Here is a 12,929-nt window from a genome sequence, read left to right on the forward strand (position 1 = left end):
TAGTTTATGCTGTAAGGAGTTGGCAAGTGGTCGTCTACGCGGCGCAGGGAGACCCCCGGAAGTCGATGGCCCTGCTGTGGCGGACGGCGTCGCCGTCGGTCGAGCGCCCCGGCCCGAAACCGGGCCTGTCGGTGGATTTGATCGTGGACGCCGCCATCGAGATCGCCGACGTCGAAGGGATGGCGGGCCTGTCGATGCGCGCCGTCGGCGACCGGCTCGGCCGGACGGCCATGGCGCTCTACACCTATGTCCCGAGCAAGAGCGAACTGATCGACCTCATGTACGACAAGGCGCTCGCCGAACTGCCCACCTCGTATGAAGGCGGCGATTGGCGGCCCGACGCGGCTCAGTGGGCGTACGACCTGTGGGACTTCTACCTGCGGCACCCCTGGGTCCTGCAGGTCTCGTCGGCGCGGCCGGTGCTGGGGCCGCACGAGTACGTCGTGCTGGAGGCGCTGGTGAAGATCCTGCGCCGGACCGGGCTGTCGCCGGTGGTGCTGCGGAGGCTGGTCAGCGCGCTGTATTCGTGTGTCCGCGAGCCCGCGAGGACGGTCGCCGAGTCCAGGACCGCGGAGAAGGTGACCGGGCAGACCGACGACGAATGGTGGTACGCGCGGTCGGCGCTCCTGCAAGAGGTCTCGCCGGATTTCGCCGAGCGGTTCCCGACGCTGACCTGGATGGAGAGCGAGCGGGCGTTCCGGATGGCGGACGAGACGGTGCCGTATCTGGAGCAGGAGGCGAGGGAGGCCTTCGAACTCTCGCTGGCCGTTCTGCTGGACGGGATCGAAGTCACGATGAAAGCGGAGTAGTCTTCTCCGCATGCCCAGTGATTTCGCCTTGAAGACCATGAACGCCGTCCACCGCGTCATCCAGAAGGTCAGTGGCGGCCGCGCCGGCTGGGAGGTCGCCGGGATGACCGTGCTGGAACTGACCACCATCGGCCGTAAATCCGGCCAGCCGCGCACCGTGCTGCTGACCTCGCCGCTGCGCGAGGGTGACGCGTACGTCATCGTCGCCTCCCGTGGTGGCGACGACCAGCACCCCGCGTGGTTCCTGAACCTCCGCGACAACCCCGAGGTCCAGGTCACGCTGAAGGGCCAGGCCCCGCAGCCGATGGTCGCGAGCGTCGCCGACAGCGAGCTGCGGGCGCGCCTGTGGCCGAAGATCACCGCCGACTTCAAGAACTACGCGCAGTACCAGACCAAGACCGAGCGGGAGATCCCCGTCGTCCTGCTTTCCCCGAAGGCGTAACGCCCGGCATCCCCCGCGCGGGCCGGGTCCATCGGCCCTACCGGCGAGTCGGTAAGCCGGGGACCGTGGACCTCGAAGCCAACTGGGCCACGAGAACGCGGGGACGCCGATGTCAGACTCCTTGGGTCTCGAGACGCTCGATCGCGAGCAGTGTCTCGCGAGACTCGCGGGCGCCGGGCTGGGCCGGGTGGTGTTCACCTCCCGCGCCCTGCCGGCGATCCAGCCCGCGCGGTTCGCGGTCCACCACGGCGCGATCGTGGTCCGGACGCCGTCACAGAGCGCGTTGTTCGCCGGAGTGCTCGACAGCGTGGTCGCTTTCGCCGTCGACGAGTTCACCGACGACCTGGGCTCCGGCTGGTTCGTCACCGTATTGGGCCGTGCCTCCGAGGTGCGTGATCCGATCGTGATCGCCGAGCTCGCGGACCTGCCGCTGGGCTGCTGGACCTCTCAGACGGACGCGCGGTACCTGCGGATCCCGATCGAGTCGGTAACCGGTCGGAGGATCCTCGGCGTTCGCAGTAACGAAGCACTGTCCGTGATCGACGCACCAGGTGAGCGATCCGGGCGCGTTTGTCATTCCTGACCCCACTGCCCGGGGAGTTACCCCGGGACGGTGACGCCAGTGCGGCGGGGGAGTGCGGCGAGTGACGCCAAGGCGCCCAGAATCCTGGACGCGGTGGCGGGGATCGCCCACGATCTCAGCCTCTCCGACGTGCTGCGGCGCATGGTCGAATCCGCCTGTGAGCTGACCGGCGCGCCTTTCGGCGCGCTGAGCGTCTTCGATTCGAACGAGTTCATCCGGTTCGGCGACGCGTGGGAGACCCCGCCGCCCGAGGCCGAGTCCCGGGTGATGCCCATCCGCCTGCGCGGCCGCATCTTCGGGATGCTGTATCTCGCCCGCAAACCGGACGGTGAGGATTTCACCGAATCCGAGGAAGACCTGCTCGTCGCGCTCACCGCGGCGGCCGGTGTGGTGATCGAGAACGCCGCGCTGTTCGACCAGGTGCAGCGGCGTGAGCGCTGGCTCGAAGCCTCCTATCACGTCACCGGCGCGCTGTTGACCGACCAGGATCTGACCGCGACTCTGCGCCTGATCGCCGAACGCGCCCGCGTCGTGGCCGGCGGTACCACGGGGGCGGTGGCCCGTCCTCGCGGCGACGGGATGCTGGTCTTCGAGATCGTCGAGCCGCCGGGGCCGGACGCGGACCGGCTCGCCGGGATCGCGGTGCCTGCCGAGGGCACCGCGACCGGGATGGCGTTCACCACCGGCAAACCCGTCGTGGTCCGGGACTACGGCGAAAAGGTGGTCGAGTACCAGGGCGGACGCGGCGCCGTGATGCCCGCGGCGGTCAAGGACCTGGACTCCACGGTCGCCGTCCCGCTGATCGCGGGCGAGGAGAAACTCGGCGTCCTGCTGGTGGCGAAGTTCCGCGACAAGACCCCGTTCTCCGCCTACGACGTCCAGCTCGCCGAGACCTTCGCCGCGCACGCCGCGCTCGCGGTCGAATTCGCCCGCGCGCAACAGGACCGGCAGCGGCTCGCCGTCTTCGAGGACCGGGACCGGATCGCCCGCGACCTGCACGATCTGGTGATCCAGCGGCTGTTCGCGATCGGGCTCGGTCTGGAGGGGCTCGGCAAACTGGCGGGCGGGCCCGCCGTCGCCGACCGCGTGACCGGCTTCGCGCACGAGATCGACCGCACGATCCGCGAGATCCGCAACAGCATCTTTTCCTTGCAGGAACCCGCCGAGGCGCAGGGCAGCCTCCGGTCGGAGTTGCTGCGCGTCGCGCTCGACGCGGGCTGCTCGGCCGAGCCCCGGGTGGGCTTCGACGGGCCGCTCGATTCGACCGTGCCGGATTCGGTCCGCTCCGATCTCATCGCGACCCTGCGCGAAGCACTGTCCAATGTGGTCAGACACGCCGCGGCGACGGCGGTCTCGGTCGACGTCTCGGTCGATCGCGACGGGCGGTGGCTGAAGCTTTCGGTGGTGGACGACGGCGTCGGCATGCCCGCCGCTCCCGGCCATCGCAGCGGGGTGGCGAACCTCGCCGAACGCGCGGCCCGCTGGAGCGGGTCGTTCAGCGTCGAAGCGCGGCCGGAGGGCGGGACGAGGCTCGACTGGTCGGTGGAACTGCCGGCCCGACAGGGGAGTGTGGGATGACGATTTCGGTGTTCCTGCTGGACGATCACGAACTCGTCCGCACCGGCCTGAAGACAGTCTTCGAGGCCGAAGACGATCTCACGGTGATCGGTGAGGCGTCCACGGCCGCCGAGGCGCTGGTGCGGATCCCCGCGGTCAAACCGCAGGTCGCGGTGCTCGACGTCCGGTTGCCGGACGGCGAGGGGGTCAGCGTCTGCCGCGAGATCCGTTCGTCCGTCACCCCGCCGCCCGCCTGCCTGATGCTGACGTCCTATTCGGACGACGACGCGTTGTTCGGCGCGATCATGGCGGGCGCGGCCGGGTACATGCTCAAGCAGGTCTCCGGCGGCGCGCTCGTCAAGGCCGTCCGCACGGTCGCCGCGGGCGGATCGCTCCTGGACAGCACGATGACGGCGTCGGTGATGAACCGGCTGCGCGGCGGGAGCGACCTCCCGGACCCGCGGTACGAACAGCTGAGCCCGCAGGAGCGGCGGGTGCTCGACCACATCGCCGACGGGCTGACCAACCGCCAGATCGCGGAAAAGCTGTACCTGGCGGAGAAGACGGTCAAGAACTACGTGTCGTCCTTGCTGCACAAGCTCGGTTTCGAACGCCGTACCGCCGCGGCCGTCTACGCCTCCCAGCGCCGCAAGCCCACTTCCTAGAAGAGCGCCAATCCGTCGGCGAAACCGGGATCCTCGCGCAGGACCCGGCGCAGTTCGTTGAGCGCCCGGTGCTGGGTGACGCGCACCGCGCCCGCGCTCGCCATGCCGAGCGCGACGGCGGTCTCCTCGGCGCTGAACCCGAGGATCACGCGCAGCACCAGCACATCGCGCTGTTTCGCCGAAAGGAACTTGAACAGCCGGGACATCCGGCGGCTGCGATCCGCCTTCTCGACCTCTTCGAAGGTCGGGTTCCACGGCCCGTCCTGGTCGGGTTCCGGGTCGGGTACCGGCGCGGACGGGTCGCGGGCGAGGTTCCGCCGGACGTCGGCGACCTTGTGCGAGGCGATCCCGAAGACGTAGGGCAGGAAGCTGTCGTCCCGGTAGTTGTAGCGCGGCAGGGCGAGGAGGACGGCCATCAGCACCTCCTGCGCGCAGTCGTCGGCGCTGGAGATGCCGCGCGTCGTCCCGCCCAGCCTGCCCGCGCAGTACCGGAACACGATCGGCCGCAGAAGCGCCAGCAGGCTTCCGACGGCGCGCCGGTCGCCGTCGATGGCCGCACGGATCAGTTCGCCGTCCGGTTCCTCCGGACGAGGCGAATGGATCGGACGGACGGCTTCGGACACGGTCATCACGCCGGATGGGCCGTTCTCGGTGTGTACCTGTGCGTTCCCATCATCCCCACCTCCCTTAAGCCCCCAGCCCTTGTTTGGCACTGACGACGTTACGGAGCGCGTACGCGCGTCACACCGGTAAAGCAGCCCGGAGTAGTCGGGTCTTTCGGCCCTAGTGCGTCCTGGCTCTGGACTTCGGCCATATTGGTCTAGACAATTAACCGGATGCGGCAGCCTGCCGCCCATGATCGGAGAGGAATCGCGATGAGGCGTTCCAGATCCCTGGCCTTTCTGGCCGTATTGGTGCTCACCTTCGCCGGACTGATCACCGGCGGAGGCACCGCGAACGCGGCCAATCTGCTCCTCAATCCCGGCTTCGAGGCCGGTTCGACGTCCGGCTGGGCGTGCGCGGCGGGCGCGGCCGTCACCACACCGGTCCGTTCGGGCGGTTACGCCGTCTCGGTGACGCCCGGTTCGACGACCGGGAAATGCGCACAGACGGTATCCGTCCAGCCGAACACCACCTACGCGGTGTCCGCCTGGGTGAACGGGAACCCGGTGTACCTCGGCGTCACCGGCGGACCGTCGACCTGGACCGCCGCGACCGCGTACACGCAGCTTTCGCTTTCGTTCACGACGTCGTCGACGCAGACGACGGCCGAGGTGTACGTCCACGGCTGGTACGGGTCGGGCACCTTCTACGCGGACGACATCAGCCTCGACGGTCCCGGCGGGGGCACCCCGGGAGCGCCGCCCGCGCCGGGGAATCCCGCGGTGGGCACGGTGACGAACTCGTCGATCGCGCTCTCGTGGGGAGCGTCGGCGGGCACGGTGACCGGGTATCGCGTGTACGAAGGCGGCACGGTGCGCGCGACGGTGACCGGGACTTCGGCCACCGTTTCGGGGCTGACGGCCTGTTCCTCGCACAGCTATTCGGTGGCCGCGTACAACAGCGCGGGTGAATCGCCGAAGACCGCGGAAGCAGGCGCGACGACCGGCGGCTGCGTCGACACCGGCCTGCCGAAGCACGCGCTGATCGGTTACCTGCACGCGAGTTTCGCGAACGGTTCCGGCTACACGCGGATGGCCGACGTCCCGGCGGCCTGGGACATCGTCAACCTCGCCTTCGGTGAGCCGACGTCGGTGACCTCCGGCGACATCCGCTTCACCCGCTGCCCGGTGGCGGAATGCCCGGCCGTCGAGAGCGACGCGGACTTCGTCGCCGCGATCCGCGCGAAACAGGCGCAGGGCAAGAAGGTCCTGATCTCCATCGGCGGGCAGAACGGCCAGGTGCAGCTGACGACGACGGCGGCGAGGGACGCTTTCGTCTCGTCGGTCTCCGCGATCATCGACCGGTACGGGCTGAACGGGCTCGACATCGACTTCGAGGGACATTCGCTGTATCTCAATTCCGGTGACAACGACTTCCGCAACCCGACCACGCCGGTGATCGTCAATCTCATCTCGGCGCTGAAGACGCTGAAAGCCCGGTATGGCGCGGGATTCGTGCTCACGATGGCGCCGGAGACGTTCTTCGTCCAGACGGGGTACCAGTACTACGGCGGTCTCGGCGGCGCCGACAACCGCACCGGTTCGTATCTGCCGGTCATCCACGCGATGCGTGACGCGCTGACCGTGCTGCACGTCCAGGACTACAACTCCGGACCGGTGATGGGCCTGGACGGCCAGTACCACTTCATGGGCGGCGCCGACTTCCACATCGCGATGACGGACATGGTCAAGGCCGGGTTCACCGTGGCGTCGACCGGGTTCCGGTTCCCGGGGCTGCGGGAGGACCAGATCGCGTTCGGGCTGCCGGCGGCGGTGAGCGCGGGCAACGGGCATACCGCGCCGGCGGCGGTGCACGCGGCGCTGAACTGCCTGGTGAAGAACTCCGGGTGCGGGTCGTACACGTTGCGCGGCGGTGCTTCTCCGGCGCTGCGCGGGCTGATGACGTGGTCGATCAACTGGGACCGGTACTACGGCTGGGAATTCCAGAACGCCCACGAACCCTTCCTGAACGCCCTGCCCTGACCCCCGCGTTTCGTCCTCTGGACGCGCTACTTGCGTGTGCATCCACCGCATTCAGAGGACGAAACCCGGGAGGGGGAGCGGGAGAGAGACATGGAGCGGGCCCGCACCGTGCAGCTTCGGTGCGGGCCCGCAGTTCGGGGATACTTCGGGGAGAAGGGACGTCAGAAGCCCGCGGTGATCCGCGTGAAGTCCCAGTCGTTCTGTGCGATACCACTGCAGTTCTCGGCGACCCCGCCGTTCGGGCAGCCACGGTCACGGTTCGTCGACCAGAACGCCAGCCTGGCGATCTTGTTGGTCTTGGACCAGTTGGTGATCCGGGTCCAGGTGTCGAGACTCGTCACTTCCCGCTGGTCCGAAAGACCGTTCATCCCGCTGATGCCCAGATGGCCGTACGCCGTGGCGTCGTTCCACCCGAACGTCGACTTCAGCTTGTCCCGCAGGCCGTTCGCGGCACTGATGGTGTTGCCGTACATGTCCGCGCCGCCACCGAAGTCGAACGGCATGATCGTGTAGACGTCGATTCCGGCGTTCAGCGCCTTCGACTGGTCGATGAGCCGCTGGCCCCAGGAGTTCGGGCCGCTGGTCGTCGTGCCGAAGGTGAGGATGGTCTGGATACCGGGGTTGTTCGTCTTCACGATCTTCAGCGCGTTCAGGACACGGTCCTGCACCGTCGCGTTCTCGAACTCGTCGGTGTTCTCGATGTCGATGTCGATCGCCTTGAGACCGTAGGCGTCGATCACCTTCTGGTAGGCGCCGGCGAGCGCTTCCGGCGTCGAGCAGTTCGGGCCGAGCTTGTTGCCGCTCCACCCGCCGAAGGACGGCACGATCTGCCCGCCCGCGGCCTTGATCTGCGCGATCGCGTTCGCGTCGACACCGCCCTGCAACGGCCTGCTGCCGTCCCACGCCGGGTTGCAGCCGCCCGAGGAGAGCACGAACGCCATCGTGAACCACTTGATCCCGGTCGCGTTCATGACCGTCTGCGGGTTCGGCGGGCTGCCCCAGCCCATGTACAGATACGGCGCGCCACGGCCGCCGGGCAGCGGCGGGTTGCTCGTGGTCGTCGTCGGGGAGGTCGTGGTCGTGGTGGTCGTGGGTGTGGTCGGCGTCGTGGTCGGGCCGCCACCGCCCGGATCACAGGAACCACCGTTGATCTTGCAGTTCGCCGGGGCGACGTAGCCCCCGGAGTACTTGACGTTGAAGCCGAAACTGGTCGAGCCACCGTTGGAAAGGTTGCCGTTCCAGGTGTTCTTCACCGTCACGTGCTGCCCGGAGACCGAGTAGCTGCCGTCCCACAGCGAAGCGATCGAGTGTCCCGCGGGGAGGTCGAATTCGACCGTCCAGGCGGGCAGGTTCGACCCCGAGTTGTTGCTGATCGTGTACTTGCCCTCCCAGCCCGAGCCCCAGTCGGAGCCCTTGCTGAAGGCGGCACCGACGCCGCCGGCCGCGGAGGCCGGCGCGATCACGAGGACCGCGCCGGCCGTCACGGCAGCGGCGGCCAGGCCCACGGCCTGGATCCAAGTCCGCTTAGCCACTGTCAGCCTCTCAGTTCAGGCCATTGCGCATGGCCGTGACCAGTTCACCGTTCGAGGTGTCACCACTGAGCTCCCAGAAGAAGGCGCCGCCGAGACCCTGGTTCTTGGTCCAGCCCATCTTCCCGTTGATGGTCGCGGGAGTGTCGTAGCTCCACCAGTTGTTGCCGCACTTCGCGTACGCGGTGCCCGCGATCGTGCCGGTCGACGGGCAGCTGTTCTTGAGGATCTTGTAGTCCTCGATGCCCGCCTCGTAGGTGCCCGGTGCCGCGCCGGTCGCGGTGCCGCCCGGGGCGTCCTGCGTCACGCCGGTCCAGCCTCGGCCGTAGAAACCGATACCCAGCAACAGTTTGCTCGCCGGAACGCCCTTGGCCTTGAGCTTCTGGATGGCTTCGTCGGAGTTGAAGCCCTGCTGCGGGATGCCGGGGTAGGCCGTCAGCGGCGAGTGCGGGGCCGTCGGACCCTGCGCCGCCCAAGCGCCGAAGAAGTCGTACGTCATGACGTTGTACCAGTCGAAGTACGCCGAAGCGGGACCGTAGTCGGCGACGTCGAGCTTGCCGCCGCTGCTGGCGTCCGCGGTGATCGCGGCGGTGACCAGGAACGAGGAGCCGAACTTGGTGCGCAGCGCCTGTGCCACGTTCTTGATCGCGGCGGGACCGCTGGTGTCACAGGAAAGACCGCAGGCGTTCGGGTATTCCCAGTCGATGTCGATGCCGTCGAAGACGTCGGCCCACCGCGGGTCCTTGATCAGCTTGTAGCAGGACTCCGCGAACGCGGCCGGGTTCTTCGCCGCCTGGCCGAAGCCGCCGGACCAGGTCCAGCCGCCGAACGACCACAGCACCTTCAGGCCCGGGTACATCTTCTTCAGCTTGCGCAGCTGGTTGAAGTTCCCGCGCAGCGCGCCCGCGTCCCAAGTGTCCGCGACACCGTCCACACTGGACCCGGCGTCGTAGAACTTGTCGTAGTCGGCGTAGGTGTCGTCATTCGCGGTGCAGGAACCTCCTGTGACGTTGCCGAACGCGTAGTTGATGTGCGTCAGCTTGGCCGCCGAACCGGAGGTGTGGATGTTCTTCACGTGGTAATTGCGGCCGTAGACGCCCCACTGCACGAAGTAGCCCAGGTTCTTCTTCGCGCCGGGGTTCGGGTTCGAGGTCGTCGTCGTGGTCGGCGGGTTGCTCGTGCTGGTCGACGTCGGGGGATTCGACGTCGTGGTGGTGGGTGTGGTCGGCGTCGTCGTCGGGGTGCCACCACCCGGGTCGCAGGAGCCGCCGTTGATCTTGCAGTTCGCGGGCGCGCTGTAGGCGCCGGAGTACTTGACGTTGAAGCCGAAGCTGGTGGAACCACCGTTGGAAAGGTTGCCGTTCCAGGTGTTCTTCACCGTCACGTGCTGGCCGGAGACGGTGTAGCTACCGTCCCACAGCGATGCGATCGAGTGCCCGGCCGCGAGGTCGAACTCGACGGTCCAGGTCGCGAGGCTCGACCCCGAGTTGTTGGTGATCGTGTACTTGCCCTCCCAGCCGGACCCCCAGTCCGACCCCTTGGTGAGCGAGGCTCCGACCCCGCCCGCCGCGTTCGCCGGGACGGTCACCAGACCGACCGCCAGCGCCGCTACGGCCGTGAACAGACCGATCAGATGCCATCTTTTTCTCGACATTTCACTCCTTACAACCCGGTGCAGGGAAATGATCTTGGAGAGGATTCCGTCAAAGCGAAATCAGCGACATCGCGTTGCCTCGGCCGAAGCCGGGCAGGCGGGGATGCGTCTTCATCGACCACCTCCATGGCGGAACGCTTTGTTGCGGGAGACGGTACGTGGTCTGGACCAATATGGGAAGCGTCACTACGTAGAGTGGTGATTTTCCTGCGAACGGCCTAATACGTTCGACAGCGTTAGTCGTTCACTGGTTCGGTGCCGCTATCGGCGAGGTTCGTCCATTTCCCCGAGCCGGGCGATATTCGCCGATTCGTCGGGGTCGGGTGCGATACCGGAAAGGAACACGTCGGTGATTTCGACAGCCACATCGGGGGCGAGCCGTTTGAGGCTCAGCGCCAGCACGTTGGCGTCGTTCCATTTGCGCGCGCCCGCGGCGATCCAGGTGTCCCAGGCCAGCGCCGCGCGGACGCCGGGGACCTTGTTGGCCGCGATGGCCGTGCCCGTCCCGGTCCAGCACATCACCACGCCGAAGTCCGCCTCGCCGTCGGCGACCGCCTTGCCGACCGCCGCGCCGAGATCCGGCCACGACTCCGACGTCACCGGGGCGATCACGTTGTGACCCGCCTCGGCGAGGAAGGCCCGGACGGCGTCCGTGGTGGCGTTCCGGTCGTCGGCCGCGAAGGCGATCTTCATGTCCGGATCGTACGCCGCGTCGAGAGGTGATGGGCCGGAAGTCGTGGGAGGATCGCGGCGTGGACTCGTCTGCCGAGGAGCGCCAGGTCCAGCGAGATCAGGAGATCGCGAGGACGCGGATTCTCGACACCGCCGCCCGTCTCATCGGCGAGGCCGGCTTCGCCCGGCTGAAGATCGGCATGATCTGCGCCAGGACCGGCTATCCCAGTGGCGTCGTCTACCAGCTGTTCGGCTCGAAGGAGACGCTGGTGCAGCGGCTCGTCGAGTTCGCGGCGGAGAAGTTCGCCGACGTCTTCGGCGCCGCCGTCGCCACCCGGACGGGTGGTCTGACGCCCAGCCCGATGGACATGCTGCGGGCGCTGCTGGACATCTTCTTCGAGCTGCTCACCGACATGCCGCCGCTGAACCGCGCGTTCGTGGTGCTGTGGACGGACGCGACCGTCGGCGATCCGGCCGTGCGGTCGGCGATGACCGAGGCCGATCGCCGGTACCGGTTCGCCATCGCGCAGACCGTCGCCGCCGGACTCGCGGACGGCTCGATCACCGGCGTCCGCGACCCCGACGCGTACGCGGCGGCACTCGTCGGTCAGCTGCGGGGGATCGCCGTGGCCTCGATCATCGACCCCGGCGGAATCGATCTGCGCGCCGTCCGCGCGGAGATGGAGTACGCGGTCGACCGCCTCGCCTAAGTGGACTTGGTCAGCTCGGCCGCGCCGAAGGAGACGCTGAACCGATCGCACCAGATGGTCACGCTCGAATAGCGCGCCAGATCGGTGCCCGCGGGCAGGATGTAGTTCTGGCTTCCCTTGTTGCCCTTGAGTTTCCCGGCGCTCACATACGCGCCGTCGTCGAAGACGAACCAGCCGTCCTTACCCGGCAGGACCGGCGCGTCGGTGAGCCAGACCCGCAGATCGGGACCGTTGCTCGTGTCGAGGTTCTCCAGGCGCAGCACCAGCGAGCCGTCGGCCGCGCGCAGGATGCGGACGCCGCCGCTGGTCGCGTGCTCATGGCTGATCAGTTCGCCGGTCGCCACCACCGTGGGCTCTTTCGGTGCGGGCGCGGCACTCGCGGAAGGTTGTGCGGAAGCCTGTGCCGAGGTCTGAGCCGGGGCCGGGGCGGCGGGCAGCGCCTCCTGGACCGTTTCGTTCACCCAGAGCTTCCAGGGCTGGAACCAGTACAGCCCCGCCGCCACCACCACGACCAGCCCCACCGCCAGGACGGTGAGCACCCGCTTGCGATTCATGGCGTCATTCAACCGCGTGCGGAGTCCGGAATGCCGGGTTGGCGCGCTTACCGATCTCTTACGGCGTGAGCACCACCTTGCCCGCGACCGTCCCGGATTCGGCCAGTCGCATCGCTTCCGCGAACCGGTTCAGCGGCAGCCGGGCGGCGACCTGGGCGGTGATCGTGCCGTCCTTCAGCGCGGCGAAAACCTGGGTGAGGTCGGTGCGCAGACGGGCGCGGAAGCGGTTCTTCGCGAAGGACCGGCCCGCCCAGACGTTGAAGAAGTACGCGGCGCGGCCGTTGGGCAGGCTGTTCCAGAGCAGGACACGGGCGAGGATCTTGAGTACGGGCAACTGCTTGGAGCCCTCGTCGTCACGGGTGGCGGCGCTGCCGTACGCGACGAGCGTTCCGCCGCGGGCGAGCAGTCGCCACGACGCGACCACACTCGCGCCGCCGACGTGGTCGAAGACGGCGTCGACGCCCTCGGGCGCCAGTTCGCGGACGCGAGCGGGGACGTCCTCGGTGCGGTAGTCGATCGGCAGGACTCCCAGGCGCCGCAACATTTCGTGGTGCCGCGCCGAGGCCGTGCCGATCACCCGCACACCCGCCCGCGCGGCGAGTTGCACCAGCAGCGAGCCGACCCCGCCGTTGGCGCCGTGGACCAGGATCGTCTGCCCGGCGCGCACCCGGGCCTTGCGGTGCAGCATCTGCCAGGCGGTGATCCCGTTGACCACCGCGGTCTCGGCCTCCGCGGCACCGAGCCCGTCCGGGACCTCGACGACGTCTTCGGCGTCGAGGAGTACGTGACTGGCCCAGCTCCCGGTCTTCGTCAGCGCGGCGACCCGGCGTCCGGCGAGTTCGCGGCCGACGCCGGTGCCGGTGGCCAGCACCGTGCCGACCAGGTCGTAACCGGGGACGAACGGGAACGGTGGCTGGTCGTAGTACTTGCCGCGGCGCATCTGCTGTTCGGCGAACGAGACCCCGGTCGCCTCCATCGCGATCACGACCTGTCCGGGTCCTGGCGCGGGGAGCGGGCGTTCCCGCAGCTCCAGACCTTCCGGCTCGACCTTGCCCGGCAGCACTACCTCGGTGAGCGTGTCCATCTCGACCTCCATGATCGCATCTCAA

At 68.3% G+C, this 12,929-nt stretch carries 13 protein-coding genes; 7 read left to right on the top strand and 6 right to left on the bottom strand.

The window, feature by feature from the left end:
* Positions 1 to 26: 26 nt before the first annotated feature.
* The 5 genes from SD37_RS08270 to SD37_RS08290 all read left to right on the top strand — a co-directional run bounded on the left by SD37_RS08270 (position 27) and on the right by SD37_RS08290 (position 4,056).
* Positions 27 to 809, top strand: coding sequence for a TetR/AcrR family transcriptional regulator (locus tag SD37_RS08270; RefSeq protein ID WP_044852545.1), 783 nt, complete (start codon positions 27 to 29; stop codon positions 807 to 809).
* A gap of 10 nt (positions 810 to 819) precedes the next feature.
* Positions 820 to 1,251: a nitroreductase/quinone reductase family protein gene (locus tag SD37_RS08275; RefSeq protein WP_037306774.1), complete on the top strand. Its 432-nt coding sequence runs from the start codon at positions 820 to 822 to the stop codon at positions 1,249 to 1,251.
* A gap of 109 nt (positions 1,252 to 1,360) precedes the next feature.
* Entirely contained in the window at positions 1,361 to 1,834 is a 474-nt protein-coding gene (locus SD37_RS08280; RefSeq protein ID WP_044852546.1) for a pyridoxamine 5'-phosphate oxidase family protein, read from the top strand.
* Between the two features lie 30 nt (positions 1,835 to 1,864).
* Positions 1,865 to 3,412 carry a sensor histidine kinase gene (locus tag SD37_RS08285; protein ID WP_065912762.1) on the top strand — a complete coding sequence of 516 codons (1,548 nt, stop codon included), beginning with the start codon at positions 1,865 to 1,867 and terminating at the stop codon, positions 3,410 to 3,412.
* Positions 3,409 to 4,056, top strand: a complete 648-nt coding sequence (locus SD37_RS08290) for a response regulator (protein ID WP_037306773.1) — start codon at positions 3,409 to 3,411, stop codon at positions 4,054 to 4,056. The genes SD37_RS08285 and SD37_RS08290 overlap by 4 nt, the downstream gene beginning before the upstream one ends.
* Here SD37_RS08290 and SD37_RS08295 read toward each other — a convergent pair.
* Positions 4,053 to 4,685, bottom strand: coding sequence for a sigma-70 family RNA polymerase sigma factor (locus SD37_RS08295; RefSeq protein ID WP_044852548.1), 633 nt, complete (start codon positions 4,683 to 4,685; stop codon positions 4,053 to 4,055). The two genes, SD37_RS08290 and SD37_RS08295, sit on opposite strands and share 4 nt — an antisense overlap.
* Positions 4,686 to 4,931: 246 nt before the next feature.
* Here SD37_RS08295 and SD37_RS08300 point away from each other — a divergent pair, with 246 nt between their 5' ends.
* Positions 4,932 to 6,701 (top strand): chitinase, encoded by a 1,770-nt coding sequence (locus SD37_RS08300; protein WP_044852549.1) that lies wholly within the window; start codon positions 4,932 to 4,934, stop codon positions 6,699 to 6,701.
* A 161-nt stretch (positions 6,702 to 6,862) separates the two neighbouring features.
* Here SD37_RS08300 and SD37_RS08305 read toward each other — a convergent pair whose 3' ends face one another.
* The 3 genes from SD37_RS08305 to SD37_RS08315 all read right to left on the bottom strand — a co-directional run bounded on the left by SD37_RS08305 (position 6,863) and on the right by SD37_RS08315 (position 10,577).
* Positions 6,863 to 8,233: a cellulose binding domain-containing protein gene (locus SD37_RS08305; RefSeq protein WP_044852550.1), complete on the bottom strand. Its 1,371-nt coding sequence runs from the start codon at positions 8,231 to 8,233 to the stop codon at positions 6,863 to 6,865.
* Between the two features lie 10 nt (positions 8,234 to 8,243).
* A complete protein-coding gene (locus SD37_RS08310; RefSeq protein ID WP_044852551.1) occupies positions 8,244 to 9,884 on the bottom strand; it encodes a glycosyl hydrolase family 18 protein in 1,641 nt (546 codons plus the stop codon).
* A 261-nt stretch (positions 9,885 to 10,145) separates the two neighbouring features.
* On the bottom strand, positions 10,146 to 10,577 hold the full coding sequence (locus SD37_RS08315; protein WP_044852552.1) for an RpiB/LacA/LacB family sugar-phosphate isomerase: 432 nt from the start codon (positions 10,575 to 10,577) through the stop codon (positions 10,146 to 10,148).
* Between the two features lie 59 nt (positions 10,578 to 10,636).
* Between SD37_RS08315 and SD37_RS08320 the strand changes: the two genes are divergently transcribed.
* A complete protein-coding gene (locus SD37_RS08320; RefSeq protein ID WP_044852823.1) occupies positions 10,637 to 11,266 on the top strand; it encodes a TetR/AcrR family transcriptional regulator in 630 nt (209 codons plus the stop codon).
* Here SD37_RS08320 and SD37_RS08325 read toward each other — a convergent pair.
* Both SD37_RS08325 and SD37_RS08330 read right to left on the bottom strand, forming a co-directional pair.
* Positions 11,263 to 11,820 (bottom strand): DM13 domain-containing protein, encoded by a 558-nt coding sequence (locus tag SD37_RS08325; RefSeq protein WP_044852553.1) that lies wholly within the window; start codon positions 11,818 to 11,820, stop codon positions 11,263 to 11,265. The two genes, SD37_RS08320 and SD37_RS08325, sit on opposite strands and share 4 nt — an antisense overlap.
* Before the next feature lie 58 nt (positions 11,821 to 11,878).
* Positions 11,879 to 12,904 carry a medium chain dehydrogenase/reductase family protein gene (locus SD37_RS08330; RefSeq protein ID WP_044852824.1) on the bottom strand — a complete coding sequence of 342 codons (1,026 nt, stop codon included), beginning with the start codon at positions 12,902 to 12,904 and terminating at the stop codon, positions 11,879 to 11,881.
* Positions 12,905 to 12,929 lie beyond the last annotated feature (25 nt).

Origin of the sequence: Amycolatopsis orientalis, assembly GCF_000943515.2 — a bacterium.
In the GTDB taxonomy this organism is placed as follows: domain Bacteria; phylum Actinomycetota; class Actinomycetes; order Mycobacteriales; family Pseudonocardiaceae; genus Amycolatopsis; species Amycolatopsis orientalis.

Excerpts from the sequence above, each read along its gene's own strand:
- SD37_RS08330 (WP_044852824.1), bottom strand. The coding sequence starts at position 12,904 with ATGGACACGCTCACCGAGGTAGTGCTGCCGGGCAAGGTCGAGCCGGAA.
- SD37_RS08300 (WP_044852549.1), top strand. The coding sequence starts at position 4,932 with ATGAGGCGTTCCAGATCCCTGGCCTTTCTGGCCGTATTGGTGCTCACC.
- SD37_RS08295 (WP_044852548.1), bottom strand. The coding sequence starts at position 4,685 with ATGACCGTGTCCGAAGCCGTCCGTCCGATCCATTCGCCTCGTCCGGAG.
- SD37_RS08310 (WP_044852551.1), bottom strand. The coding sequence starts at position 9,884 with ATGTCGAGAAAAAGATGGCATCTGATCGGTCTGTTCACGGCCGTAGCG.
- SD37_RS08275 (WP_037306774.1), top strand. The coding sequence starts at position 820 with ATGCCCAGTGATTTCGCCTTGAAGACCATGAACGCCGTCCACCGCGTC.
- SD37_RS08315 (WP_044852552.1), bottom strand. The coding sequence starts at position 10,577 with ATGAAGATCGCCTTCGCGGCCGACGACCGGAACGCCACCACGGACGCC.
- SD37_RS08325 (WP_044852553.1), bottom strand. The coding sequence starts at position 11,820 with ATGAATCGCAAGCGGGTGCTCACCGTCCTGGCGGTGGGGCTGGTCGTG.
- SD37_RS08290 (WP_037306773.1), top strand. The coding sequence starts at position 3,409 with ATGACGATTTCGGTGTTCCTGCTGGACGATCACGAACTCGTCCGCACC.
- SD37_RS08280 (WP_044852546.1), top strand. The coding sequence starts at position 1,361 with ATGTCAGACTCCTTGGGTCTCGAGACGCTCGATCGCGAGCAGTGTCTC.